Annotated in this window: 21 protein-coding genes; 12 read left to right on the top strand and 9 right to left on the bottom strand. The window is 54.7% G+C overall.

All coding sequences use genetic code 11. The features are described 5' to 3' along the window. Window positions 1-314 precede the first annotated feature (314 nt). The 9 genes from ACT3TC_RS01970 (at window position 315) to ACT3TC_RS01930 (ending at window position 10,817) form a co-directional block, all read left to right on the top strand. Window positions 315-740, top strand: coding sequence for a MerR family transcriptional regulator (locus tag ACT3TC_RS01970; RefSeq protein WP_172116430.1), 426 nt, complete (start codon window positions 315-317; stop codon window positions 738-740). 85 nt (window positions 741-825) lie between these two features. Next, window positions 826-1,995, top strand: a complete 1,170-nt coding sequence (locus tag ACT3TC_RS01965; protein WP_172116429.1) for an isovaleryl-CoA dehydrogenase — start codon at window positions 826-828, stop codon at window positions 1,993-1,995. Between the two features lie 9 nt (window positions 1,996-2,004). Continuing rightward, window positions 2,005-3,612 (top strand): carboxyl transferase domain-containing protein, encoded by a 1,608-nt coding sequence (locus tag ACT3TC_RS01960; protein WP_172116428.1) that lies wholly within the window; start codon window positions 2,005-2,007, stop codon window positions 3,610-3,612. Between the two features lie 10 nt (window positions 3,613-3,622). Next, window positions 3,623-4,447 (top strand): enoyl-CoA hydratase/isomerase family protein, encoded by an 825-nt coding sequence (locus ACT3TC_RS01955; RefSeq protein ID WP_172116427.1) that lies wholly within the window; start codon window positions 3,623-3,625, stop codon window positions 4,445-4,447. Then, window positions 4,444-6,519 carry an acetyl/propionyl/methylcrotonyl-CoA carboxylase subunit alpha gene (locus ACT3TC_RS01950; RefSeq protein WP_444638918.1) on the top strand — a complete coding sequence of 692 codons (2,076 nt, stop codon included), beginning with the start codon at window positions 4,444-4,446 and terminating at the stop codon, window positions 6,517-6,519. Before ACT3TC_RS01955 ends, ACT3TC_RS01950 begins: the two co-directional genes overlap by 4 nt. 11 nt (window positions 6,520-6,530) lie before the next feature. Next, on the top strand, window positions 6,531-7,454 hold the full coding sequence (locus tag ACT3TC_RS01945) for a hydroxymethylglutaryl-CoA lyase (RefSeq protein WP_172116425.1): 924 nt from the start codon (window positions 6,531-6,533) through the stop codon (window positions 7,452-7,454). A 53-nt stretch (window positions 7,455-7,507) separates the two neighbouring features. Then, window positions 7,508-9,232: an AMP-binding protein gene (locus ACT3TC_RS01940; RefSeq protein WP_444638917.1), complete on the top strand. Its 1,725-nt coding sequence runs from the start codon at window positions 7,508-7,510 to the stop codon at window positions 9,230-9,232. Between the two features lie 2 nt (window positions 9,233-9,234). Beyond that, window positions 9,235-10,053, top strand: coding sequence for a class I SAM-dependent methyltransferase (locus ACT3TC_RS01935; RefSeq protein WP_444638954.1), 819 nt, complete (start codon window positions 9,235-9,237; stop codon window positions 10,051-10,053). A 191-nt stretch (window positions 10,054-10,244) separates the two neighbouring features. Continuing rightward, window positions 10,245-10,817 carry a hypothetical protein gene (locus ACT3TC_RS01930; protein WP_193054109.1) on the top strand — a complete coding sequence of 191 codons (573 nt, stop codon included), beginning with the start codon at window positions 10,245-10,247 and terminating at the stop codon, window positions 10,815-10,817. 32 nt (window positions 10,818-10,849) lie between these two features. Here ACT3TC_RS01930 and ACT3TC_RS01925 read toward each other — a convergent pair whose 3' ends face one another. Next, window positions 10,850-12,736, bottom strand: coding sequence for a monovalent cation:proton antiporter-2 (CPA2) family protein (locus ACT3TC_RS01925; protein ID WP_444638915.1), 1,887 nt, complete (start codon window positions 12,734-12,736; stop codon window positions 10,850-10,852). Between the two features lie 225 nt (window positions 12,737-12,961). On the opposite strand from ACT3TC_RS01925, the gene ACT3TC_RS01920 reads away from it, so the two are divergent. Genes ACT3TC_RS01920 through ACT3TC_RS01910 form a run of 3 tightly spaced genes read left to right on the top strand, consistent with a single transcriptional unit; the run spans window position 12,962 to window position 15,306 of the window. Continuing rightward, window positions 12,962-13,234, top strand: a complete 273-nt coding sequence (locus ACT3TC_RS01920) for a Trp family transcriptional regulator (RefSeq protein ID WP_444621446.1) — start codon at window positions 12,962-12,964, stop codon at window positions 13,232-13,234. A gap of 3 nt (window positions 13,235-13,237) precedes the next feature. Continuing rightward, the gene (locus tag ACT3TC_RS01915) at window positions 13,238-14,650 is read left to right on the top strand and encodes an anthranilate synthase component I family protein (RefSeq protein WP_444621445.1); all 1,413 of its coding nucleotides are present in this window, start codon (window positions 13,238-13,240) and stop codon (window positions 14,648-14,650) included. Further along, entirely contained in the window at window positions 14,647-15,306 is a 660-nt protein-coding gene (locus ACT3TC_RS01910) for an anthranilate synthase component II (protein ID WP_444638914.1), read from the top strand. The genes ACT3TC_RS01915 and ACT3TC_RS01910 overlap by 4 nt, the downstream gene beginning before the upstream one ends. A 77-nt stretch (window positions 15,307-15,383) precedes the next feature. Here the strand turns inward: ACT3TC_RS01910 and ACT3TC_RS01905 are convergent, their stop codons facing one another. The 8 genes from ACT3TC_RS01905 to cysM all read right to left on the bottom strand — a co-directional run bounded on the left by ACT3TC_RS01905 (window position 15,384) and on the right by cysM (window position 25,700). Next, window positions 15,384-15,698, bottom strand: coding sequence for a hypothetical protein (locus ACT3TC_RS01905; RefSeq protein ID WP_172116419.1), 315 nt, complete (start codon window positions 15,696-15,698; stop codon window positions 15,384-15,386). 162 nt (window positions 15,699-15,860) lie between these two features. Then, entirely contained in the window at window positions 15,861-16,886 is a 1,026-nt protein-coding gene (gene rluF, locus ACT3TC_RS01900) for a 23S rRNA pseudouridine(2604) synthase RluF (RefSeq protein ID WP_444638913.1), read from the bottom strand. 36 nt (window positions 16,887-16,922) lie between these two features. After that, window positions 16,923-17,468, bottom strand: a complete 546-nt coding sequence (locus ACT3TC_RS01895) for a DUF924 family protein (RefSeq protein WP_193053718.1) — start codon at window positions 17,466-17,468, stop codon at window positions 16,923-16,925. Between the two features lie 74 nt (window positions 17,469-17,542). Further along, a complete protein-coding gene (ppc, locus tag ACT3TC_RS01890; protein ID WP_444638911.1) occupies window positions 17,543-20,191 on the bottom strand; it encodes a phosphoenolpyruvate carboxylase in 2,649 nt (882 codons plus the stop codon). A 51-nt stretch (window positions 20,192-20,242) separates the two neighbouring features. Beyond that, the gene (mazG, locus tag ACT3TC_RS01885; protein ID WP_444621441.1) at window positions 20,243-21,064 is read right to left on the bottom strand and encodes a nucleoside triphosphate pyrophosphohydrolase; all 822 of its coding nucleotides are present in this window, start codon (window positions 21,062-21,064) and stop codon (window positions 20,243-20,245) included. A 14-nt stretch (window positions 21,065-21,078) separates the two neighbouring features. Then, window positions 21,079-23,340, bottom strand: coding sequence for a GTP diphosphokinase (relA, locus tag ACT3TC_RS01880; RefSeq protein WP_193053717.1), 2,262 nt, complete (start codon window positions 23,338-23,340; stop codon window positions 21,079-21,081). Window positions 23,341-23,408: 68 nt separating this feature from the next. Further along, on the bottom strand, window positions 23,409-24,803 hold the full coding sequence (gene rlmD / locus ACT3TC_RS01875; protein WP_444621440.1) for a 23S rRNA (uracil(1939)-C(5))-methyltransferase RlmD: 1,395 nt from the start codon (window positions 24,801-24,803) through the stop codon (window positions 23,409-23,411). Further along, window positions 24,804-25,700 carry a cysteine synthase CysM gene (gene cysM, locus ACT3TC_RS01870; RefSeq protein ID WP_172116412.1) on the bottom strand — a complete coding sequence of 299 codons (897 nt, stop codon included), beginning with the start codon at window positions 25,698-25,700 and terminating at the stop codon, window positions 24,804-24,806. Window positions 25,701-25,782: the final 82 nt, after the last annotated feature.

Raw genomic sequence — 25,782 nt, 5'->3', positions numbered from 1 at the left:
CTGACGTTTCACCAGCTCCTTACCGCTTTAATGAGGTAGGTTCGTTATTATTGTTAGCTGGTAATGCATCTTTACCTATACGTAAGGTTTAAGTGCAAACTAGCAACCTCTAGCAGGCAATTACAATTGCAACTTTGGTCTACAAAAAATAACGTCAAATGCCAATAAAACAATAAATGATTATTTTACATAGAGTTATAACATGTTATTAGACTATTGACCTAGGCAATGACTTCTTTACGTTAACGTAAACTTGTTTTAGCCTCATCAGCAGTGTTCCATAGGAACAGCCCCTTTTGAAGAGAATTAAACCCATGAGCAAAACCTACTCGATCAGTGAACTGGCCAGCGAGTTTGACGTCACCACCCGTAGCATTCGGTTTTACGAAGATCAGGAACTGCTTCACCCGGCACGACGGGGCCAAACACGCATTTACAGCAGTAAGGATCGAGTACGGCTTAAATTGACCCTACGGGGCAAACGGCTGGGGCTTTCACTAGCAGAGATCCGAGAATTATTTGAGCTTTGGGATGAGACCCGCAGCGGTAGTGAAAAACAGCTGCAGCTTATGTTGAACAAGATCGGCGAGCGCCGGGCAGCGCTTGAACAGCAGATGAAAGATATCACCATGGTACAGCTGGAGCTTGAAAGTGCCGAGATTCGCTGCCGCCAGGCGCTTGAGGAGTTACACGAAAAACAAGCCGATGAAGAACGCAATCAGGCTTCATCGTCTACTTAAGATTTAGTGGCGCCTCATTACCTGCCCAACAATCTTTTCAATAAACGTTTCTAACCAACAATTTCTAATAAACAGGTGATTGACCATGCATTCTCTCTACTCAGAACTGAATTTCGGTCTTGATGACGAAATGAACATGCTGCGCGAGCAGGTCAATGCCTTCGCCGCCAACGAAATTGCCCCGCGCGCCGCGGAAATCGACCGCAATAATGAATTCCCCAACGACTTATGGAAGAAATTTGGCGACATGGGCCTTTTAGGCATCACGGTGTCTGAAGAGGATGGCGGCAGCGGCATGGGCTACCTTGCCCACTGTATCGCCATGGAAGAAATCTCCCGGGCGAGCGCCTCTGTCGCGCTGTCTTACGGCGCGCACTCCAACTTGTGTGTGAACCAGATCAAGCGCAACGCCTCCGCCGAACAGAAGGCCAAGTATCTGCCCAAACTGATCAGTGGCGAGCACGTCGGCGCGCTAGCCATGTCCGAACCCGGCGCTGGCTCCGATGTAGTCTCCATGCAGCTGCGGGCTAAAAAAGTCGGCGATAACTACATTTTAAACGGCAACAAAATGTGGATCACCAACGGCCCCGATGCCGATGTGCTGGTGGTCTACGCCAAGACGGATCCAGATGCTGGCTCCAAAGGTATTACCACTTTCTTGATCGAAAAAGGCATGCCGGGGTTTTCCACGGCGCAGAAGCTCGACAAGCTGGGCATGCGCGGCTCCAACACCTGCGAGCTGGTGTTTCAGGATTGCGAGGTCCCCGCTGAAAACGTGCTGGGCGAAGAAGGCAAAGGTGTGCGCGTATTGATGAGCGGGCTGGACTACGAACGCACCGTGCTGGCTGCCGGGCCGGTCGGCATTATGCAGGCCGCTATGGATGTCGTAATGCCGTATATCCATGAGCGCAAACAGTTTAATCAGTCGATTGGCGAGTTCCAGCTGGTGCAGGGCAAAGTCGCGGATATGTACACCACGCTGAACGCCTGCCGCGCCTACCTGTATGCCGTCGCGGCCGCGTGTGATCGCGACCAGACCTCGCGCAAGGATGCCGCTGGCGTCATTCTCTACTGTGCCGAGAAAGCCACCCAGGTAGCGCTCGATTCCATTCAGTTGTTGGGCGGTAACGGTTATATCAACGAATACCCCACCGGGCGCCTGCTGCGCGATGCGAAGCTGTATGAAATCGGCGCGGGCACCAGTGAAATTCGGCGGATGTTGATTGGCCGCGAACTCTTCACCGAAAGCCAGTAGAGGCGCGCCATGAGCATTCTCAGCACTCAGATTAATCCGCGTAGCGAGCTCTTCCAGACCAATGAGCAGTCGATGCGTGGCGTGGTTACCCAGCTACATGAACTCACCGCCGCCGTTGCCCAGGGCGGCGGCACCAAATCTCGTGAGCGTCATGAGCGCCGTGGCAAGCTGTTTGTGCGTGACCGCATCGATCACCTGATTGACGAAGGCTCACCCTTTTTAGAATTTTCAGCGCTTGCCGCCCACAAGGTCTATGAAAGCGACGTACCGGCCGCCGGTGTGGTAACCGGCATTGGGCGCGTTTCGGGCGTTGAATGCGTCATTGTGGCCAACGATGCCACTGTGAAAGGCGGCACCTACTTTCCGCTGACGGTCAAAAAACATATTCGCGCCCAGGAAATCGCCCGCAAGCATCGCCTGCCGTGCCTTTATCTGGTCGACTCCGGCGGTGCCTTTCTACCCCGTCAGGATGAAGTCTTCCCTGACCGCGACCACTTCGGGCGCATTTTCTATAACCAGGCCACCCTGTCGGCCGAAGGCATCCCGCAAATTGCCGTGGTGATGGGCTCTTGTACGGCAGGCGGCGCGTATGTGCCCGCCATGGCCGATGAATCGATCATCGTTAAAGAGCAAGGCACTATCTTTCTGGGTGGCCCGCCGCTGGTCAAAGCGGCCACCGGTGAAAGCATCAGTGCCGAGGCGTTGGGCGGCGCTGATGTGCATGCCAAAGTCAGCGGCGTGGCCGACCATTATGCCGAAAACGATATGCATGCCCTGCAGCTTGCCCGCGCCTGTGTCTCGCGCCTGAACTGGCAAAAGCGCGGCAAGCTTGCCATGCAGGCGCCCGAGCCGCCCAAGCTCGACCCGTTGGAGCTTTACGGCATTGTGGGCACCGACCTTAAAAAGCCCTTTGATGTTCGCGAAGTTATCGGGCGCATCGTCGACGGCTCTGATTTTGATGAATTCAAACGCTACTACGGCGACACCTTAGTCACCGGATTTGCGCATATCCATGGCCACCCAGTAGGTATTGTGGCCAATAACGGCGTGCTGTTTTCAGAGAGCGCCGTCAAAGGCGCCCACTTTATTGAGCTGTGCGCCCAGCGCAAGATTCCGTTGGTTTTCCTGCAGAACATCACCGGCTTTATGGTGGGCTCCAGGTACGAGCACGAAGGCATCGCCAAGCATGGCGCCAAGCTGGTCACCGCCGTGGCGTGTGCCAAGGTGCCCAAGTTCACCGTGCTGATTGGCGGAAGCTTCGGGGCGGGCAACTACGGTATGTGCGGCCGCGCTTATGACCCTAACCTGCTATTCATGTGGCCCAACGCGCGTATTTCCGTGATGGGTGGCGAGCAGGCCGCCGGCGTACTGGCCCAGGTTAAGCGCGAGCAGTATGAGCGCGAAGGCAGCGAATGGACTAAAGAGGCCGAAGAGGCGTTCAAGCAGCCAACCCGCGAACAGTATGAGCACCAGGGCCACCCTTACTACGCCAGTGCCCGGCTCTGGGATGACGGCGTGATCGACCCGCTACAAACCCGTGATGTGCTGGGTTTAGCGCTGGCCGCGGCCATGAATGCTGAGATTGAAGAGACACGCTTCGGCGTGTTCCGGATGTAAGGGGCCTATCATGACGAATTCAACGTTAACCATAGATGCAGGTGTTGCCCGCTTAACCCTTAATCGCCCGGACGTTCACAACGCCTTTGATGACCAGCTAATTGCCGAGCTGAACGCACACCTCGACAAGCTTCAGCCGCTGATTAAAAGCGGTGAGGTACGCGTGGTGGTGCTGGGCTCTGAAGGCAACAGCTTCTCAGCGGGCGCGGATTTGAACTGGATGAAGCGCATGGTCGACTACGACGTTGACGACAATCTGGCCGATTCGCGCAAACTCGCCGCCCTAATGCACAGCCTGGATACGCTGCCCTGCCCCACGCTGTGCCGGGTTCAAGGTGCAGCCTTTGGCGGCGCCGTAGGTTTGGCCGCCTGCTGCGATATCGTTATTGCTTCCGATAAAGCCCGGTTCTGCCTTTCAGAAGTCAAAATTGGCCTCTCGCCTGCAGTCATCAGCCCCTATGTGCAGCGTGCACTCGGCGCGCGCCAGATGCGCCGCTACGCGTTGAGCGCTGAAGTCATCGATGCGTCTACGGCGCTCAGCCTGGGCCTGGCCCATCAGGTCGTTGAACACAGCGCACTGGATAGCGCGGTAGATGCCATGCTGGAAACGTTGCTCGCTGGTTCACCGCAGGCACAGCAGGCTACCAAAGCGCTGCTCCAAACGGTCAGCCAGTCGCCTGATTCTGACGCCACGCGCGAACAAACCTGCCAGGTAATCGCCAAACTGCGGGTTAGTGAGGAAGGCCAGGAAGGTCTGGCTGGATTTTTTGAAAAGCGTCGCCCCGCCTGGGCTGAAACGCCTCTATCCGGCAATGCCAAGGAGCGCCGCTCATGAGCCATCTAACGTCGTCTGAATCTAACCTGCGTACCACGCATTTTGACACGCTGCTGATCGCCAACCGCGGTGAAATTGCCTGTCGGGTAATGCGCACCGCACGCCGTATGGGGCTTAAAACCGTTGCCGTGTATTCCGATGCCGACGCCAACGCCCGCCACGTGCGCGAAGCCGATGAAGCCATTCGTATTGGCCCCGCCGCTGCGCGGGAAAGCTATTTGAATATCGAGGCGGTGATTGACGCCGCCAAGAGCACCGGAAGTGGCGCCATCCACCCTGGCTACGGCTTTCTTTCGGAAAACGGTGCGTTTGTAAAAGCGCTCGAAGAAGCGGGCATTACCTTTATCGGACCGCCCGCGTCAGCCATTGCTGCCATGGGGGATAAATCGGCCGCCAAAGCGCGCATGGCTAATGCCGATGTGCCGCTGGTGCCAGGCTACCACGGCGATAACCAGGATGATGACCTGCTCCGGGCCGAGGCCGATAACATCGGTTACCCAGTCATGCTCAAAGCCAGCGCCGGTGGTGGCGGCAAAGGCATGCGCGTGGTCGAAAATAGCGAGGCCTTTCAGGCGGCGTTGGAAGGCTGTCGCCGCGAGTCTAAAGCCGCCTTCGGCGATGATCGTATGCTGATTGAAAAATACCTGGTCCAGCCACGTCACGTGGAAGTACAGGTGTTTTGTGATCACCAAGGCCACGGCGTGTACCTGTTCGAGCGCGACTGCAGTGTTCAGCGCCGCCACCAAAAAGTCCTCGAAGAAGCCCCCGCCCCGGGCATGACGCCGGAACTACGTGCGGCGATGGGTAATGCAGCCGTACGTGCCGCTCAGGAAATTGGCTACGTGGGCGCGGGCACGGTTGAGTTTCTATTGGATGCTTCGCCAGGCCAAGGCGAGGCGTTCTACTTTATGGAGATGAACACCCGCCTGCAGGTCGAGCACCCGGTGACCGAAATGATCACCGGCCAGGATCTGGTCGAGTGGCAGCTGCGGGTGGCAATGGGTGAATCGCTGCCTAACACACAGGAAGATTTAACGATCACCGGGCATAGCTTTGAAGCACGGCTTTATGCCGAAGACCCTGATCAGGACTTTTTACCCGCCACGGGCACGCTTACTCGCTTTGCGCTCGATTTAGCGGGTACCGACCTGAAAGCCGAGCAGGTGCGTCTGGATAGCGGTGTGGAAAGCGGTGATACGGTTTCCATGCACTACGACCCCATGCTTGCCAAGCTGATTGTGCATGGCAGTGACCGGGATGCCGCCCTGGCTACGCTTAACCGTGCGCTAGCGGCCCTCGACATACAGGGCGTGGTCACCAACCGGGCTTTTTTGCAGCGCCTGGCGACTCACCCCGCGTTTAAGAACGTAGAGCTGGATACGCGGTTTATCGAGCGCCACGAGGCCACCCTGTTTGCCGCGCACCACTATCAGTCTGAAGAGTATGCCAGCGCCGCGTTACTGGCGTTACATCAGCTGGCCCAGGAGTGCGAAAGCAACTCGCCCTGGGATCGCCACGATGGGTTTCGGCTTAACGCGCCGCGCACGGTGCGTATTGCCTTGCATGATCCCAAGCATTCTCAGGCATCGGAGGACGCAAGCCCTCTGGTGGTAGTAGAAGGCAAGCGACACCCGGGCGACTCAGAGTGGCACCTAACCATTAATGGGCAAACCTTTAGCGCCAGCCTTCAACCGCTTACCGGCAATGCCGTGGCGATTACTCTTAACGGACACCGCCGCCGCCTGCAGGCCCAGCGCGATGGCAATGTGTTAATCATGGTCGACCCGCAGGGCGAGACCCGCCTTTACTGGCAGCGCATCGATGCGATTGATCACGGCCAGCATGAAGTGCAGGCGAGCTTTACCGCCCCCATGCATGGCACGGTGGTAGCGCTATTGGTTGAAGCCGGTACGAGCGTTGAAAAAGGCATTCCCTTGATGGTCATGGAAGCCATGAAGATGGAACACACCATAACCGCGCCGACTAACGGCCGCGTGGAAGGTTTCCGCTTTCAGGCAGGCGATACCGTTAGCCAGGGCGATGTATTACTCGACTTCGCCCTTGGCGAATAAGGAGCTTTACCATGGCACTGCGCCCATCCAGCCTACCCCAGCGCGTACGCCTGTTCGAAATGGCCCCCAGAGACGGTCTGCAAAACGAGCCGGGGGCCATGGTGCCTACCGCAACTAAAATCGAGCTGATTCATCGGCTTGCCAATGCCGGTATCCGCCATATTGAAGCGGCAAGCTTTGTATCGCCCAAATGGGTGCCGCAAATGGGCGATGCGGCCGAGGTCATGCACGGCATTACCCGCACTCCCGGCGTGGTGTACTCGGCCCTTACCCCTAATCTCAAGGGGCTTGAAAATGCGCTGGCTGCAGGCGCCGATGAAGTCGCGGTATTTGGCGCGGCTTCGGAGGCGTTTTCGCAGAAGAACATCAACTGCTCGATTGCTGAATCCCTTGAGCGATTCGAGCCTGTGCTCAAGCGTGCCCAGGAAGCCAATGTGCGCGTGCGTGGCTACGTGTCCTGTGTGCTGGGCTGCCCTTATGAAGGCGATATTCCTGCTGAGAAAGTCGCTCAGGTAGCCAAGGCCCTTTATGACATGGGCTGCTATGAAATTTCCCTCGGCGACACCATCGGGGTGGGTACGCCGCTGGCGGCCAAACGAATGATTGAAGCCGTATCCGTGCAGGTGCCGATTGATCGGCTGGCAGCGCATTTTCACGATACCTACGGTATGGCTATAGCCAACCTTTACGCGGTCATGGAAGAAGGCATTAGCGTGATTGATGCCGCGACCGGCGGTTTGGGCGGATGCCCTTATGCCAAAGGTGCCTCCGGCAACGTCGCCACTGAAGACGTGCTCTACCTGCTGGAAGGTTTAGGTATTGAAACGGGGATTGATTTGCAAGCCGTGCTGGATACCGGCAACTGGATTACCCAGGCCCTGGGCCGCAAGCCGACCTCAAACGTTGCCCTGGCCAGAGGCGGACACTCAACCTAACGCCAATCAACGCGGCCTGTTCGATCAGACAATAAAAAATACGGAGAGACATTATGGCGCTACATGACCCCAGCCTATCTACCCAAGCCCTGCCCAGCTATGCCAGCAGTACCGCTGACAAACCGCTGATTGGCATGACTATCGGTGATAAATTTGACCAAATCGCCGCGCAGTATCCCGAAAATGACGCTCTGATTGTGCTGCACCAGAACATTCATTGGCGATATCGCGAGCTTCATGAAGAGGTGAACCGCTGCGCCCGCGCGTTGCTTGCCATTGGCGTGAAGTGTGGTGATCGGGTCGGTATGTGGGCGCCTAACTGCAGCGAGTGGACATTAACCCAGTTCGCCACAGCCAAAATCGGCGCTATTTTAGTCAACATCAACCCGGCCTACCGCACTCATGAGCTTGAGTATGCACTTAACCAATCCGGCGCGCGCTTTTTGGTCAGCGCGGATAGCTTTAAAAACTCTAACTATCGCGACATGCTCTATGAACTGGCGCCGGAGCTTAAAACCAGTACGGAAGGCGCGCTTAAATCGCTAAAGCTGCCCCAGCTTGAGTGCGTGATTAACTTAAGCGTCGACAAGCATCCCGGCATGTGGCGCTGGTCAGATTTGATGCTGGAGTCAGCCAAGGTTAGCCAAACCGACGTCAACGACCTGCAAAGCACGCTTCAGTTTGATGACCCGATCAATATTCAATACACCTCGGGCACCACCGGCTTCCCGAAAGGCGCCACGCTTTCTCACCACAATATTCTTAATAACGGCTTTTTTGTGGCTGAAAGCATGGGCTTTACCAGCGAAGATCGCTTGGTCATCCCGGTGCCGCTTTATCACTGCTTCGGCATGGTGATGGGCAACCTGGGCTGTATGACCCATGGCGCGGCGATGATTTACCCCGATGAAGGCTTTGACCCCGGTAAAGTACTCAAAGCCGTACACGAGCAAAAAGCCACTGCGCTTTATGGCGTGCCTACCATGTTTATCGCCGAGCTGGATCACCCCGAGTTTGCCAACACCGACCTCTCTTCACTGCGTACCGGCATCATGGCAGGCTCGATTTGCCCAGCCGAAATCATGAAACAAGTCATCAACAAGATGAACATGAAGGGCGTACAGATCGCCTACGGAATGACTGAAACCAGCCCGGTCTCTACCCAAACGGGTGCGAATGACACTATTGAAAAGCGGGTTTCCACCGTGGGCCGTACCCAGCCGCACCTGGAAAGCAAAATCGTTGATCCCGGCAATGGTGCCATCTTACCTCGCGGTGAAATCGGCGAGCTGTGTACCCGGGGCTATAGCGTCATGCTTAAATACTGGAACAACGAGCAAGCTACGCGTGAGGCCATCGACGAATCCGGCTGGATGCATACCGGCGACCTCGCTACCATGGATGAAGAGGGTTATATTCAGATCGTAGGGCGCATTAAAGACATGGTGATTCGCGGGGGCGAAAACGTCTACCCCAAAGAAATCGAAGAGTTTCTGTATACCCACCCGGCGATTTCCGATGTGCAGGTCACCGGCGTACCCGACAAAAAGTATGGTGAGGAGTTGGTTGCCTGGGTAAAACCCAACGCCACGGCGGGAGAGATTAGCGGTGAAGATCTGCGTGAGTTCTGTAAAGGCAAGATCACCCACTTCAAGATCCCCCGCTACTTTAAATTCGTCGATGAATTCCCCATGACCGTGACGGGCAAAATCCAGAAATTCAAGATGCGCGAAATCTCGATTCAGGAATTGGGGTTGGGCGACGAGTCATCATTGTGACAATGTCTTTAGCGGCGCATTATCAGCAAGGGCTACGCGATGCCGAGGTGCTAGCGCAGATTCAACGCCATTACCCTGCGGGACCTACTCTGCATCAGTTAGCACCGCTGGACCAACTTCATATAGGCGGCGTAACGGCCTCCGCCCGGCTACTCGCCCTGCTGGACCCAGCCCTTCATCTACGGGTATTGGATATTGGCGCGGGGCTGGGAGGATTAATGCGCCAAGGGTCGGCGTTAGGTTTTCACATGACCGGCCTGGACATCACCCACCGTTTTAACGCACTTAATAAAACGCTTAGCACGCTGGCATCTTCTCAAAGCGCCTCGCTAAATTGGGTAACCGGTGATGCTTGCGCCCTTCCCTTTGCCGATAACAGCTTTGATGCGCTTGTGTTTCAGCACAGCCTGTTGAACGTGCCCAACGTTAACGAGGCACTTACCGAGAGCTACCGCGTACTGCGCCCCGGTGGGCAGTTGGTAATGCACGAAGTGGTTAGCGGCCAAAATGCAGAAGCCTTGCGCTACCCTATTCCCTGGGCGGCAACGCCCGTTCACTCCTGCCTGCTTAGCCATGAAACGCTCATTGAGCAATTAAGCTGCTGTGGTTTTATTGTCGAGCATAACGTTGACTGGAGTGATAGAGCGCTTGAGTGGCGTGAACGCCAGAGAAGAAAGGAGCAAACGCCCCAGGCATCTGTCTTGTCCCCCCAATGGGTCTTTGGTGAGCGCTTTATGGAAATGGGCAAAAATCTGGTGTTTAACCTCCAAAACCGCGCAATTAATTTGGTAGAAGTTAAAGCCTCTTGCTATGCTGGTTAGGCTTTGTACGAAAACTGCTTGCGCTCGACCATACGGCGTTAAAAATCAGCTCGTGCGCGAGTCCGATCAAAATACTCATTTACTCATGTAAACTCCGTTTTTTCGCTGATTTTTGCCTTGTCTGGCCTTCGCTCAGCGACTTTTCGTACAAACCCTAAGATAACAATCAAGACCAAGGATGAGGAACATCAATGAAACGCTTGGCTGGGGTACTCCTGTACAGCGTTGTTGGTTCAACCCTACCTTTACTCACCGCTACCGCCAATGACACGTTGCCGGTGATCGCTTATGCCTCACCCAACAGTGAACTCCTGCAACTGGACAATGGTGTGGTGCTGGAAGGCAGCGACTTAAGCAGCCTGGACACCTACACATCAGGCTTTCGAGTAACCGCTGGTTTTAGCCCTTGGCAACTCCCTCAATTGGATCTTGGCGCTGAAATCGCCTACCGCGAAAGCGAAGAAGTTCCGATTGCCTCCAGCATGTCACCAATGATTATGGATACGCTTAGTTTAGGCGGTGCCATTGTAGCGGGCGTACGTATGGGCGCTTTTAGCATGTACGCTAAATCTGGCCTGACCGAATGGCGCGGCGACACCCATGAGCTTCAGGGTGCAGACGAAGGCGGCACTGCTTGGCTTCAAGGCTTTGGTGCCACCATGACGCTTAACCAGATGGTCACGCGCTTGGAATATGAGCGCGTAGATGCGCCGACGCTAAGCCATCTCAATCAACTCAGCGCCTCGCTGCATTTGCCGTTTTAGTCATTACCTCTCAGTACGTTTGCGTTATTAACCTACCACTGGTCTTCTACAGGTACCGTCCAAATCGGCACATCCTCACGCTTGGGTTCCTGCCAGTCCTGCTGCATCGCGCTATTAAGTGACTCCTCCAGTTTCATAAATAGCTCACCATAACGCGGGCTAAAGCTGATGCCGCCTTCGATCTCTTTCCAAGCCTCAAACAGTTCGTCTTCATGGGCTTCTTCATTTTGTACAAATGACCAGGTCATTTGCTTGGCCCGCATGGGATGTACGCCCATGGCCGATAGTGCATGGCCGCCAAGCTCTAGTGCGGAATGATACGTTTCACTCACCACATCATCGGCCCCGGCTTCACGCAGTTGATAACCATGCCCACGGTCAAAAGCGCGCGCCAGCACCCACACGTTGGGATAGTAGTGTTTTACGTGTTGAGTCATCTGTACAGCACGCTCACGATCATCAATGGCGACCACCAAAAGGCGGGCGCTTTCAATCCCCGCCCTTTCCAACAGGTCAGAACGGCTGGCATCGCCGAAGTAGCTTTTAATATTGATTCGACGTGAGTTTTCGATCTGCTCCAGCTCAAGATCAAGCACTACCATCGGGATATTATTGGCCCGCAGCAGGCGGCAGATGATTTGCCCAAAGCGCCCTACTCCCGCAATGATAACGGGCGCCTGTTCCTCAATGGCATCGGCATCTCGGCCCTCTTTTGCAACCAGATAGTGCGGCAGCACCAAGCGGTCATAAGCAATAAACAGGAGCGGCGTTAAAAACATTGAAAGGGCGACGACCAGCGAGAGCACTTGCGCGGTATCTGCTGGTATCACGCTGCTTTGTACGCTGTAGGTCAGCAGTACAAAGCCAAACTCGCCTGCTTGGGCCAGGCTCAGCGCAAAGAGCCAAAAGTTGCTTCCCTTGATCTTGAATAACCAGGCAAGCGCCAATAACACGACCGCTTTAACAACAATGACGGCAATACCCAACGACACGACGGTGGCCCACTCGGCCGCCAACACATCGAAATTAATGCCTGCACCAACAGTGATGAAAAATAGCCCCAGCAGTAAACCTTTAAAGGGCTCGATATTGGCTTCCAGCTCATGCTTAAACTCACTGTTGGCAAGCACGACACCGGCCAAGAATGCCCCCAGTGCTGGTGATAAATTCACCAGGCTCATAAGTGCTGCAATACCGATAACCACCATCAGTGCCGTGGCGGTAAATACTTCGCGAAGCCCTGCGCCCACCACATAACGAAAGAGCAACGGCCCCAGGTAATACCCACCAAGTATCACCGCAGCAATGGAGCCTACCACCACTAGCGCATGGGTCCAGCCAGTCAGGTGCGCGACCAAATTGAAGCTACCATGGTCGGGCTCACCACCTGGTGCCCCCATTAATTCGGGCAGCGCTAAAAGCGGAATAAGCGCCAGCATCGGGATAACCGCTATATCCTGAAAAAGCAGAACGGAAAATGCGCTACGCCCGCCTTCGGTTTTCGCCAGGCCTTTTTCATTGAGGGTTTGCAACACAATAGCGGTAGAAGAGAGCGCAAAAATCAACCCGACGGTTAGCGCGGTTTGCCATACCAGACCTAACCACCAGGCAATCAGCGTACCTGCCGCTGCGGTAATGATTACTTGCAAGCCACCAAGGCCGACCAGGCGAACCCGCATCGCCCAAAGGCTTTTGGGGTCAAGCTCCATACCGACCAGAAACAGCATCATGACTACACCAAACTCGGCAAAGTGCTGAATGGTGTTGGTTTCCTGCCCAACCAAGCCAAATACCGGGCCAATGGTAACCCCGGCGATAAGATAGCCCAACACTGACCCCAAACCCAGCCGCTTGGCCAGTGGCACCGCAATGACTGCCGCCAAAAGGTAGATAAATGCTTGAATAAAATAGGCCGTCATACCGCACTCCTTAAACGAGATATCGCTATATTAGACGATGAGCGCCCGTTAATGCTTCGCACTTGATACGCCAGTGCCCTGCCCTTGCTGCACCAAATTACTCGTAGGGCTATTCCATCGAACGACTTGCTCTTTGAGTGACTTGCCCCTCGAACGACTTGACTTCTTCGCCAACCAATATATCGTACTAGTACACTAGTACGGCATTCAACTATTGGTGCGCGCATGTCTATATCCAGTTCTACCGATGATGTTTACCAAACTGAATTGATTAATTACCTTGTGGCCATTGATAGCTCTGAGGCCATGAATGAAGCACTTGAAAGCCTTCTGACGCCTGCAGAGTACCAGGAAATCAGCAAACGCCTGCAGATTTTTAATTTACTGCGTGATGGCGTACCACACCGCAAAATTGCTGAATTGCTGGGAGTCGGCATTGCGACGGTTTCTCGCGGCTCGCGCGCGCTAGGCACTTCTCACTCATTACTGGATCGCTGAATCATGACTATCCACGCTCAATCAGATGCTGGCCCGCGTCCGTTTACTCTGTCGCGTAAGCCCCACTACGTCACGCTTGCCGCAGACTGTGACTTTTTTGGCCTATTCAAAAAAATAGAGAAGCAGTTCGATACCTGTTACATGCTTGAATCGCTGGGTGAAGACAGCCACATCGCCCGTCATTCAATCATTGGATTTGATCCTGAATATACCATTTACGCGAATGGCCAAACGCTGACCATCGAGGATCGTGCCGGCAAGGCCGAGCACTACCCAAGCGATAATCCTTATGAATTACTGCGCAGCCTGATCCCGCAAAATATTATTTCGCGCAAGTATGCCGGCGGGCTAAGCGGCTATTTAGGCTACGATGCGATGCAGTATTTCGAGCCTACGCTTTCTTTAAAAGCCAATGATGACTTCGATACGTTTCGGTTTGGACTTTATAAAGATGGGCTTATCCTCGATAAGATGACCGGCGAGGTAACCTACTTCTATTACGACCATAGCCGCTCTGATTTCCTGCAAACGCTTATCGACGCTAAGGATATTGAGAGCGACGACCTAAAAATCACCGCGCTTGGCGACACCATGAGCCAAGCAGAACACGCCGCAGCGGTCGCCAAGGTCAAGCAGGATATTATCGATGGCAAGGTGTTCCAGTGTGAAGTCGGGTTTAAAAAGCGCTTTCGTATCGAGGGCGATACGGTCGCTCTGTACGACCAGCTGCGCACGATTAACCCTTCTCCTCAGATGTACTACATGAAGTTTGGTGATCAGAAGCTGATCGGTGCAAGCCCGGAGCTTCTCTTCCGCTTGCGCCAGGGTGAAATGGAAACTTTCCCGCTAGCAGGCACCACCACCCGAGGCCAAACGCCTCAGGAAGATACTCAGCTGGCCCGTACCCTGCTTAACGATCCTAAAGAGATTGCCGAGCACAATATGATCGTTGATCTACATCGCAATGATATTGGTCGGGTTGCCCAGTTTGGCACGGTCAAGGTGCGCAGCCTGATGGACATTAAGCGCTTTAGCCATGTTCAGCATATTTCCAGCGAAATCGTCGGCATTATTGCCGAGGGCGAAGACATGTTTAGCGCCTTGGCCAGCAACTTCCCTGCGGGCACGCTTACCGGTGCGCCCAAAATTGAAGCCATGAAAATTATCGATGACCTGGAAAACGATGGCCGGGGCCCTTACGGCGGCGCGGTTGGCCAGTTTTCGTTTAACGGTGACTGCACTTTTGCGATCCCGATTCGCACCGTGTTTGTCAACGGCGAGCGGGCCTATGTGCAGACCTGTGGTGGCAACGTGTTTGATAGTAACGCCGCCGATGAGTATGAAGAAATACGCCGTAAATTTGCCGGCACGCGTAAAGCCTTAGCCCCCTTTATGGATTCGGAGAGCCTGGCATGAAAGTGTTAATCATCGATAACTACGATTCGTTCACCTACAACCTGTACCAATTTATTGGCGAGATTCTCACCACAGAAAAAAACCGTGGCGCGGTGAATAACTTTGAGATCGTGGTAAAGCGTAACGACCAGGTTCAATTTACCGATATTGTGGCAATGGCGCCGGACCGTATTATTATTTCGCCGGGGCCTGGCTCGCCAGACGACCCACGCTACTTCGGCGTCTGCGCAGAGGTCATCAAAGAACTGGGGAAGACCACACCGCTGTTAGGTGTCTGCCTCGGGATGCAGGGAATTGTTCATGTGTTTGGCGGCCAAGTGGTGAAAGCACCGCTCCCCATGCACGGCAAGATCAGTCCCGTTACGCATACTCAGCAGTCGGTATTTAAAGGCGTGCCGGACCAGCTTGAGGTGATGCGCTACCACTCGCTAATTGCTGATGCAGGTTCGCTACCCGAGTGCCTGGAAGTGACCGCTGCGGTGGGTAGCCTGGAGGCGGCCCACTTTGAACAGCGAGAGCACTGGGAAGCCGCTGGGGAGTTCGAGCTGATGGGCGTCAAACACCGCGACTATCCGATCCACGGCATTCAGTTTCACCCCGAATCCTTTGCCACCGAAGGGGGTAAAGAGCTGATTGCCAACTTCTTGCTGGCATAATTCATTTTAAAATACGCCACAAAAAAAGCGGGAGGCCGTTTAATGACGTCTCCCGCTTTTTAATGTTGGCGAGTGGTTTAACGCCCCTTACCTTCATCGCCTAATGTAAATGAGGGCGGATCACTGGCTGGAAAGGTGTCATCAACCGTGTCGTCCACCCCTCCTTCCGTCCAGTCACCATTGACGTTATCAGCCGAGTAAACCGTGTAATTTTCAGCCAGTGTCCATTGACCATCACACTCTTTCAGGTCATGCCGTTCGACCCAGATACGGCTTCCCCCTGCCTTGAGTATCTCAACTTTTGTTTCAGCACTATCATCTGAAACCGTGCCTAGCGCACTACCGTCCTGGGTATAAACGGTGGCATCTTGAAGATTATGCTCTGCCATCATAAGGTCCTCCAATGATATCCAAGTATCAATACCTTAGTTGGCACTTTCACGAAGGGACAAGGTGTTTTCAGCAACTTTACCTTATCGCAATTTTTTGATTCCCAAGTCTCCTTCGCTTATTTTGAATGTTTCCTGGCTAATCCATGCAAGCGCTTAAAAAGCCTAGCGTTTCGTTTTGGGACGCGGCGCTTTTCCTCGCGCGGCTGGTTTACCTGCCCCGGGCTGCCCTTTACCAAAAGACTTACTACTACGCTTGCCTTGGGCTGCAGGTTTGCCCCCTGCTGCGGTTTTTGCGTTAGGGTGCGCTTTGGAAGTACCGGGCTTGCCCTTGGTGTTTGAGCGCGTTTTACTGCCCGCCGCTTTGCCAGCACTAGCGGATTTTGCCCCCGCTCCCGGTTTTCCCTTACGTGGACGTTGCCCACTAGGTGCCCGAGGCTTGGCTTTCGGCTTAGCCGGCGCTGCACTACCGTCAGCGCTCTCCGTCAGGGCAATGATGGTCTCCACCTCTTTGGGCGTTAAATCACGCCAGTCACCCAGTGCCAACCCCTTCAAAGACACATTCATGATCCGCGTGCGTATTAATTGGGTAACGTCATAACCGAAGTATTCGCACATCCGGCGTATCTGGCGATTTAACCCCTGCACTAGCGTGACAGTAAACACAAAAGTGGACACTTTCTTCACCTGGCACTTCTTGGTGACCTGGCCAAGAATCGGCACACCCTTTTGCATCCCCTCAACAAATTCCTCCGTAATCGGCTTGTTAACCGTTACCTGGTACTCTTTTTCGTGATTGTTGTTGGCACGGAGAATTTTATTAACCAGATCCCCATTATTGGTTAAAAAGATCAGCCCTTGGGAGTCTTTATCCAGCCGACCAATGGGGAAAATACGTGCTCCATGCTTTACAAACTCAACAATATTGTCTTTTTCACTCGATTCAGTCGTGCTCACAATACCGACAGGCTTATTGAGCGCAATCAGAATAAAGTCCTCTTCCTCCTGGGGCTCAATTTCCTGACCATTCACCTTTACACGATCACCAGCCATTACCTGGTCACCGGTTGTCGCACGACGGCCATTGATCCAGACATTGCCCTGCTCTACATAGCGGTCTGCCTCACGGCGCGAGCAAAGGCCGCTTTCACTAATATACTTATTGATTCGAGTCGATTTTCGTAATGACATAACACGCCGTAAGGCTAAAAGTGGATAAAAGCGCCGCTAGAAAGAGGAGCCAGGCTGTTCTAGAAAGGCGATTTCTTCATCGCTGGACGCTCTCCCCAATAGCATATTGCGATGAGGATAACGACCAAAGCGGTCAATAATCGCCTTATGACGAACTTCAAAATCAAGATTATTTTCAAGCCCGGGCTGGTCGAACAGCACCATTGCCTGGGCATGAATCGTTTTCGATTCACTATGCATATAGGGCATATATAAAAAGCTGCGCTCTTCAGGCGTTAACGCCATGTCGGCACCTGCTGCCACGGCTTCCTGGGCGAGAGCAAGCGCGAGCGCATCAAACGCAAACGCGCGGGCATTATCGCGGTACATATTGCGCGAAAACTGATCAAGCACAATAATTTCGGCCAAACGCCCCTGCGGTGTATCCCGCCATGTATAACATTCGCACTGGGCAACATGGCCGTGCAGCTCTCCAAAACGCGCCATGATAGCGGCGTCCATCTCGGCGTCTTTCTTAAACCACTGCGCCGGGGTTAGTTCATTAAACCAGAACTGCAACACCGCTTGAGCATCCAAATTCATTGCCGCCTCCTAAGAACATACATAAATGCCGCCAGCCGTACTGGCGGTATACGCACTTCTAATGTTGCCGCTAATTAACCCGTATTGCGCAGCCCCGCCGAGATACCTGCCATGGTCACCATTAGCGCCCGGGAAAGATCGCCGCTGATTGCACCATCGGCGTCGCGGTTACGCTGTAAAAGCTCAGCCTGCAACCCGTGCAGCGGGTCAATGTAGGGGTTACGCACATCAATGGCCTGGCGGATCAGTGGCGTCTTCTCAAGCAACTCATCCTGCTCGAGTATTTCCAGCACCACGTTTTCCAACCGCTCAAAACGCTCGCGAAGCTTTTTGCCCAGGGCTTTTAAGGATGGCTCATCCACTAGCCGGTGCTCATAGTACGCCGCAATGGCCACATCAGCTTTGGCCAGTAACATTTCCAACATATCCAGGTAAGTGCCAAAAAATGGCCATTGATCGCGCATGTCCTGGAGCAGCTCGCGTCCGCCGGGCTCTTCCAGGCGCTGCAGGAACGCTTCGCCACTGCCTAGCCATGCGGGCAGCATTAGGCGAATTTGGGTCCAGGCGAAAATCCACGGAATCGCACGCAGCGTTTCAACGCCACCGTCCTGGCGCCGCTTGGTGGGGCGTGACCCCAGCGGCAACCTACCGAGCGCCCCCTCTGGCGTTACCGCACGGAAGTAAGGCACAAAGTCAGGGTCCTCGCGCACCACGCCCACGTAACCGACGTGCGCAATGTGGGCGAGCTTATCCATCTCTTCGCGCCAGCGGGGGTCAGGCGCCGGTGGCGGTAGCAAGGTAGCCTCAAGCACCGCGCAAGCGTAAATCTCCATTGACCGCAGCGCGATATCCGGCTGGCCAAACTTGAAGCGAATCATTTCCCCCTGCTCGGTCACCCGCAAACTGCCGTTTACCGAGCCCGGCGGCTGCGACAAGATCGCTGCGTGAGCGGGGCCGCCCCCACGACCGACGGTGCCGCCGCGGCCGTGGAACAGGGTCAGGTCAACACCGTGTTTTTCACACACATTCACCAGCGCTTCCTGAGCCCGATACTGCGCCCAGGCCGCCGCCAGTTGCCCGGCATCCTTGGCAGAGTCGGAGTAACCGATCATGATTTCCTGCCGGTCATTAATCAGTGCTCGGTAACCAGGCAGCGACAGGAGCTGTTCGATAACCGCATCCGCGTGATCCAGGTCGTTGAGGGTTTCAAACAGAGGTGCAATGGGCAGCGTGACTTGGCCACCCACCTCTTTCATTAACAGCGCAACGGTCAACACATCTGACGGTTCGCCAGCCATGGAAATAATGTAGGTACCCAGTGCCTCTGAATGCTCCTGAGCGATGACCTTAAAGGTATCCAGCACTTCACGACACTCGGCAGAGCACTCCCAACGGCGTGGGATCAGTGGTCGACTAGACGCCAGCTCTTCCAGTAGGAATGCTTGACGCTGAGCTTCGTTCCACTCCTGGTAGTGTCCCAGGCCTAATGTGCTGGTGAGTTCTTCGATCACTTGGGCGTGGCGGCTGGCTTCTTGACGTAAATCCAGCTTGGTCAGCGTGACTCCAAACACGGCGACGCGGCGCAGCGTATCGAGCAAGGCGCCATTGGCAATGGTGTCCAAACCCACATCGCATAAAGAGCGGTAGCAAGCCAGCAGCGGCGCATAAAGTTGGTCGCGGGTTTCAATAATCGGCCCGCCGTCGTAGTTGCGGCCATCCAGCTTCGCCTTGGCCCAGTCCCGGGTTGCTTCCACCTTGGCTAAAAGGCGTTTAAGCAGTTCACGATACGGCTCAGCGACATCGCCCACTTCTGCTTTTAGTGCGCTATTGGCCTTCCACATGGAAAGCTCGGTTTTAAGCTGTTCCAGGTCGCGCAGGTAAAGGTCTGCGGCCATCCAGCGCCCCAGAAGTAGCACTTCCCGGGTGATCCGTGAAGTAACATTAGGGTTGCCGTCCCGGTCGCCCCCCATCCATGAAGCATAGCGAATGGGTGCGGCATCCAGCGGAAGGCGCTCACCGGCAGTATCCAGCAGTAAATTATCCAGATCACGATGGAAGTCAGGCACGGCTTGCCATAGCGAGTTCTCGATAACCGCAAACCCCCATTTGGCTTCATCAACCGGGGTTGGCCGCTCATGGCGAATTTCATCGGTATGCCATGCCTGGCTAATCAATTCTTCTAACCGCCCGTGAGCGCGCTTACCGCGCTCTGGATAGTCGCCAGAACCTTCGATGGCGGTTAGGCACTCATCAATTGCGTCGTATTTTTGGATTAGCGTACGGCGAATAACTTCTGTCGGGTGGGCAGTAAGCACCAGTTCCACCCGCATATTGGCGAGTGTTTCGACCAGCTTACGCGGTGAATTACCCGCCAGTTGGGCCCGTTCAAGCAGCCCGTTGAGAGTCGGCTGGGTACCGGGTTTGTAGTCTTCTACACGGCGAAAACGTGCGCGATAGTGCTGCTCGGCAATATTGGCAAGATTCAAGAACTGGTTAAAAGCACGTGTAACAGGTAGCAGGTCACGCTCAGGTAACTGGCGTAAATACTCAATAAGTGCGCGCTGCTGGAGTGAGTCACCTTGACGACCTTGCTTGGCATGCGCTCGGATCGTCTCAATTTTATCTACAAATGCCTGTCCCAGGTCGTCCGCTATGGTGCGTCCCAGACTATCTCCTAAAATGCGTACGTTATCGCGCAGCGATTCGTGCAGGTCGTGACTCATTGGCAAGGCCTCCTAGCGGGGTCGCGTCATTATTAATGATCAATTTATGCTTTATTCTTGATGTTTAGCCGCCTGCCAGTGAGCTTCCATCTCGTCCAGCGAGGCTTCCGTTATCGGTCGATGGGCCGCGTTTAAGGCATGCTCAACATAGCGAAAACGGCGTTCAAATTTACGATTGGTGCCACGTAAGCACTGTTCAGGATCAGCACCCAGACGGCGGGCCAAGTTGGTTACCGCAAACAATAAATCACCTACTTCTTCCTGAGCATGGCGTGTATCCCCTGCCGCCAGTGCTTCTTCTACCTCATCCAGCTCTTCACGGATTTTATCCAGAACGCCCTGCGTATCGGGCCAATCAAAACCTGCCCGGGCCGCGCGCTTTGAAAGCTTGTTCGCACGGCTTAACGCGGGCAACGTGCAAGGTACGTCATCAAGTACCGAAGGCACCTCAATGACACGTTGGGCGCGCTCTTCCGCCTTAAGTGACTCCCAGCGCTGATTAATCTGTTGGGTCTGTAGCACTTCAGCGCTAACATCTGGCGGCCTACGCGAGCCAAGCGTACCCTCCGGAAACACATGCGGGTGCCTGCGCAGCATTTTAGTCGTCAACGTATGTACGATATCGTGAAAATCAAAGCGCTGCTCTTCTGCACCAAACTGAGCGTAATAGATGACTTGAAAGAGTAAATCGCCAAGCTCCCCCGGCAGCTCATCAAAGGCGCGCCGCTCAATGGCATCGGCAACCTCGTAGGCTTCTTCCAGCGTATGAGGAACGATACTGTCCCAGCCTTGCTTAATATCCCACGGGCACCCTTGCTCGGGGTCGCGCAGTACCTGCATTAATGTCAGCAGGTCATCCAGATCATAGCGCATCAAGCCGCTCCATATTAGGCACCTTTTTCAGGGTCTGCGTTTCGCAGGCGGCGCACTTCGGTCACATTGGGCAGTTGCTGAATACGTGAGAAGAGCCGCCCCAAAGATTCAAGTCCATCCACTTCTAACGTAATCCTCAGGCGAGCGATGCCTTCGTTGGTATCCGTTAGCGTATTCACCGCCAGCACATTGACTTTCTCATTGCCTAGAAGGCCCGTCACATCGCGCAGTAGGCCCGAGCGGTCCCAGGCCTGGATTTCGATAGTGACCGGATAACGCGTATGGGCGCGCTCGCCCCACTCTACTTCGATGATACGTTGGGGCTCTTCCATACGCAGTTGGAGGATATTGTTGCAGTCCTGACGGTGTACGGTAACCCCTCGCCCTTGGGTGATAAACCCTACAATCGGCTCGCCCGGAACGGGGCGGCAGCAGTTAGCCATGCTGGTTTTAAGATTGCCCACGCCAAGCACGGTAATGTCACTTTTAGAGGGTTTGCTCGGCTGCTTGCGCGGTTTGGCAAGTAAACGTTCCAACTGTTCCTGATCGTCAGTCTCGCCAAATAACTGCTGGGCCTGGTGTAGTACCTGCCCAATACGCAGGTCGCCTGCCCCGATAGCGGCATACATATCATCAGCGTTTTGATAATTAACCGCGTCGGCCAATTTGGGGAGATCCAACTGGTCGACATCAAGACGGCGCATTTCTCGCTCAAAAAGTACCCGGCCCTCTTCCAGGTTTTGGCCTCTGGCCTGATGCTTAAACCATGCCTGAATTTTGGCGCGCGCTCGTGACGTGCGCACATAGCCAAGATTAGGATTGAGCCAGTCGCGGCTTGGCCCGGCTTTGGTGGCGGTAAGAATTTCCACCTGCTGGCCCGTTTTAAGCTCATAGGTCAGCGGAACAATGCGCCCGTTAATTTTGGCGCCCCGGCAGCGGTGGCCAATTTCGGTATGAACCCGATACGCAAAATCAATCGGGGTGGCAATACGCGGCAAATCGATCACATGACCGTCAGGCGTAAAGACATAGTTGCGGTCGGGGGCCACGTCACTTGAAAGCCCTTCGCGCAGATCACCAAAATCACCCACTTCGTCCTGCCACTCAAGCACTTGACGCAGCCAGGCAATTTTTTCTTCGTAGCTACGGCTTTTCGCGTTGGTGTCGTGCCCTTTATAACGCCAGTGGGCACATACCCCGAGTTCTGCGTCGTCATGCATGGCGAACGTGCGGATTTGAATTTCGAGGACTTTGTTCTCAGGCCCGACCACTGCGGTATGAAGCGATTGATAGCCGTTCTTTTTAGGATTGGCGATATAGTCGTCAAATTCGTCTGGAACATGGTGCCAACGCGAATGCACAATTCCTAATACGGTGTAACAGTCGGTGACTTCTGGCACCAAAATACGCACCGCACGAACGTCGTGTACGTCAGAAAAATCGATCCCTTTGCGCTTCATTTTACGCCAGATCGAGTAAATATGTTTGGCTCGGCCACTCACGTCATGATGGGTAATATGCTGAGCTTCCATCAACGTTTTAATCGTTTCGACCACGTCGTGGATATAGTGCTCTCTATCCAGGCGCTTCTCAGCAAGCAGCTTGGCGATCGCCTTGTACTCATCTTCGTGTAAATAGCGAAACGACAGGTCTTCAAGTTCCCACTTGATTTGCCCCACCCCTAAGCGATGCGCGAGAGGCGCATAAATGTCGGCGACTTCGCGGGCTACCTGCAGACATTTTTCAAGCGGAGCATCCTTGACCTGACGCAGCGCACAGGTGCGCTCGGCGATTTTAATAAGCGCAACGCGAACATCGCTCACCATGTTGACCAGCATTTTACGCAGGTTTTCCTGCTGGTTATGCTGGGCCATACCGTGGTTGGGCGCGAGTGGATAGCTGATGGCGGCCATTTGCAGGACGCCATCAATTAACCTGGCAACCTCACTGCCAAACCGCTTGGAGACGGCCTCCAGACTCAACAGACCTTCGCGCACGGCGCGATAGAGCACGGCCGCTTCCAGGGTCGCCTGGTCAAGCGTTAGGTCTGCCAAAATGTCTGCCATTTCAAGCCCCATACGAAAGCTTGAACCAGGAGATAACCATTCACGATGAGTACGAGGCGCCTCACGTTCGAGTTGCTCTGCCAGTTCGCAGGCTTCAATAAGGCGCTCAGGATCACTTAGACGCACATCTTCTTGCAGGCGCGTTAACCATTGTTGTATGTCTACCCTGCCGCTATCCATTAGCGGCTGGTCTTCACGCACTTTCACCATGACTCTTACTCATCCCTTCAGGGTATTCATCTTGACGGCGAATACCGTGGCTTGATGCGATAGGCGGACTAGCCTTCGTACTCGAAAAGCATAAGCGATTCCATATGTGCAGTGTGCAGGAACATATCCGCCACTGCTACTTGCTTAATACGATAGCCTGCACGAACCAGATGCGCCGCATCACGGGCAAGCGTTGCCGGGTCACACGACACATACGCAAGCCTGGGCACGGGGTAACGGCCCAGTGCCTTGCACACTGTTTCTGCACCGTTACGCGGTGGGTCCAGCACCAGTGCGTCCAAGTGCTGCTGAGTTTTCAACAAGGCTTCAACCGCTGCGCTATCGCTTAAATCAGCCTGTTGAGCACTTACCTCTAGCCGGTTACGCGCTGCGTTGCTGCTGATGCGCGCCACCATTGAAGCGCTGCCTTCAACGGCATGTACCCTAGCACCGCTCGAGGCGATGGGCAGGCTAAAGTTGCCCATTCCGGCAAACAGGTCCATAACATGCTGGCCAGGCGCAGGAGCCAGCCATTTCACCACGTGCGCCACCATTAGTTGATTGACGTCAGCATTGACCTGTAAAAAATCACCGGGAGCAAAGGTGAGCGTGAGCGGTGGTTGGCCTTCTATCTGCAGGGTCTCTTCCAGCACCGGTTCAGCGCTGTACCAGTGTAGACTGGCAGACTCGCGGCCCAGCCACGCGCCAAGCGCAACTCCTTGCTGCTTGGCAAACGCCTGCCAGCGCTCGGCATCCAGCGCATGTGCTTTCAACTGGCGAACCAACAGCACGCATTCCGACGTGGTCGCCAATAGCTCGATGTGGCCCACCAGACGCGGCGCCTCAAGCGTTGCTAACAAGGCCCTCAAGGGAGGCAAAAGCGCTTGTAAGGGCTCCACCAATACGTGGCACTGATGAATATCGACTAACCGATGACTATGGGCTGCGCGAAAGCCCAGCAACACGTTACCCTGCCCATCTATTTTGACGCCGAGTCGCGCCCGGCAGCGATAGTGCTCCGTACTGCCATGAAGCAGATGGGGGGTGCCAAGTTCAATACCCTGACGAGCAAACAGCTCGCACAGTACGTCTTGTTTATGCGTGCGCTGCGCCTCAATCGCCATATGTTGCAATTGGCAACCACCGCACTGGCCAAAATAAACGCAGGGGGGCTCAACGCGCTGTTGCGAACGGTGCAGCAGCGCTTTTACATGCGCTTCATCAAAGCGTTTGCGGTTGACATGCACGGCAGCGTCAACACGCTCGCCGGGAAGCGCCCGGTCAATAAACACGGTTTTACCTGTGGCGTCATGCGCAACTCCCCGGCCATCATGCGCCAATCGCTCAACCACCAGCGCATCACTAGTGTCAGAAGCGCTTGTTGACTTAGCAGCGGGCTTGCGTACCAGCCCTGACTTGCCTGATGCAGCGCGCGATGGGCGCCGCTTACCCAGCATGGCCATTTATAGCTCCGGGCCGAATAGGCCCATTGAGAGGTAACGATCCCCCCGATCACACACAACAAACACGATGACCGCGTTTTCGACCTGTTCCGCAATACGCAACGCACCCGCCAGGCTGCCGCCCGATGAAACACCCGCCAGAATGCCCTCTTCACGGGCCAAACGGCGCATGTTGCTTTCAGCCTCTTGCTGGCTAATATCCAGCGTAATATCTACTCGCGGAGCTTCAAAAATCTCGGGCAGATACGCCTGCGGCCAACGGCGAATACCGGGAATGCTGGCGCCATCGGAGGGCTGCAAGCCGACAATCTGAATAGCGTCGTTCTGCTCTTTAAGGTAGCGAGATACGCCCATGATAGTGCCGGTGGTGCCCATGGAGCTTACAAAATGGGTAACCTCCCCCTGGGTTTGCTGCCATATTTCAGGCCCCGTTGTACGATAGTGCGCCAAGGGGTTGTCTGGATTGGAAAACTGGTTCAGCGGCTTGCCTTCGCCCCGTTCAATCATGGCATCGGCAATATCCCGGGCCTCTTCCATACCACCGGCCTTACTGGCAGAAATCAGCGTGGCGCCGTAAGCCACCATGGCCTGCTTACGCTCCTCGGAGGCATTTTCAGGCATCACCAGGACCATGGTGTAGCCTTTGATAGCCGCCGCCATGGCGAGCGCAATACCGGTATTTCCCGAGGTTGCCTCGATCAGGGTATCGCCTGGCTTTATTTCTCCACGCGCTTCCGCTTCATTCAACATCGAAAGCGCGGGACGATCCTTTACCGAACCAGCGGGATTGTTGCCTTCAAGCTTCGCCAACAGCGTATTGTTGCGCCCGGCAGTGATCCGCTTCAAACGCACCAAGGGAGTGTTGCCAACCACATCCTCTAGCATGGGATAATTCATCACACGTTCCTTATCATTACCGTTATGCTGCATTATATCGGTGCTGTCGTACGCTGGACAGGCAACCACATTGAATCAACGA

Source organism: Halomonas sp. AOP27-A1-41 (assembly GCF_052378605.1).
Lineage (GTDB): Bacteria > Pseudomonadota > Gammaproteobacteria > Pseudomonadales > Halomonadaceae > Vreelandella > Vreelandella citrativorans.
This window is presented reverse-complemented; position numbering and strand designations above follow the sequence as displayed.

Coding starts and splice junctions, on each gene's coding strand:
- ACT3TC_RS01955 (WP_172116427.1), top strand. CDS start 3,623: ATGACGAATTCAACGTTAACCATAGATGCAGGTGTTGCCCGCTTAACC.
- ACT3TC_RS01970 (WP_172116430.1), top strand. CDS start 315: ATGAGCAAAACCTACTCGATCAGTGAACTGGCCAGCGAGTTTGACGTC.
- ACT3TC_RS01950 (WP_444638918.1), top strand. CDS start 4,444: ATGAGCCATCTAACGTCGTCTGAATCTAACCTGCGTACCACGCATTTT.
- ACT3TC_RS01960 (WP_172116428.1), top strand. CDS start 2,005: ATGAGCATTCTCAGCACTCAGATTAATCCGCGTAGCGAGCTCTTCCAG.
- ppc (WP_444638911.1), bottom strand. CDS start 20,191: ATGAGTCACGACCTGCACGAATCGCTGCGCGATAACGTACGCATTTTA.
- ACT3TC_RS01915 (WP_444621445.1), top strand. CDS start 13,238: ATGACTATCCACGCTCAATCAGATGCTGGCCCGCGTCCGTTTACTCTG.
- ACT3TC_RS01905 (WP_172116419.1), bottom strand. CDS start 15,698: ATGATGGCAGAGCATAATCTTCAAGATGCCACCGTTTATACCCAGGAC.
- ACT3TC_RS01910 (WP_444638914.1), top strand. CDS start 14,647: ATGAAAGTGTTAATCATCGATAACTACGATTCGTTCACCTACAACCTG.
- mazG (WP_444621441.1), bottom strand. CDS start 21,064: ATGCGCTATGATCTGGATGACCTGCTGACATTAATGCAGGTACTGCGC.
- ACT3TC_RS01935 (WP_444638954.1), top strand. CDS start 9,235: ATGTCTTTAGCGGCGCATTATCAGCAAGGGCTACGCGATGCCGAGGTG.
- ACT3TC_RS01945 (WP_172116425.1), top strand. CDS start 6,531: ATGGCACTGCGCCCATCCAGCCTACCCCAGCGCGTACGCCTGTTCGAA.
- cysM (WP_172116412.1), bottom strand. CDS start 25,700: ATGAATTATCCCATGCTAGAGGATGTGGTTGGCAACACTCCCTTGGTG.
- relA (WP_193053717.1), bottom strand. CDS start 23,340: ATGGTGAAAGTGCGTGAAGACCAGCCGCTAATGGATAGCGGCAGGGTA.
- ACT3TC_RS01965 (WP_172116429.1), top strand. CDS start 826: ATGCATTCTCTCTACTCAGAACTGAATTTCGGTCTTGATGACGAAATG.
- ACT3TC_RS01925 (WP_444638915.1), bottom strand. CDS start 12,736: ATGACGGCCTATTTTATTCAAGCATTTATCTACCTTTTGGCGGCAGTC.
- ACT3TC_RS01930 (WP_193054109.1), top strand. CDS start 10,245: ATGAAACGCTTGGCTGGGGTACTCCTGTACAGCGTTGTTGGTTCAACC.
- ACT3TC_RS01895 (WP_193053718.1), bottom strand. CDS start 17,468: ATGAATTTGGATGCTCAAGCGGTGTTGCAGTTCTGGTTTAATGAACTA.
- rluF (WP_444638913.1), bottom strand. CDS start 16,886: ATGTCATTACGAAAATCGACTCGAATCAATAAGTATATTAGTGAAAGC.
- rlmD (WP_444621440.1), bottom strand. CDS start 24,803: ATGGCCATGCTGGGTAAGCGGCGCCCATCGCGCGCTGCATCAGGCAAG.
- ACT3TC_RS01940 (WP_444638917.1), top strand. CDS start 7,508: ATGGCGCTACATGACCCCAGCCTATCTACCCAAGCCCTGCCCAGCTAT.
- ACT3TC_RS01920 (WP_444621446.1), top strand. CDS start 12,962: ATGTCTATATCCAGTTCTACCGATGATGTTTACCAAACTGAATTGATT.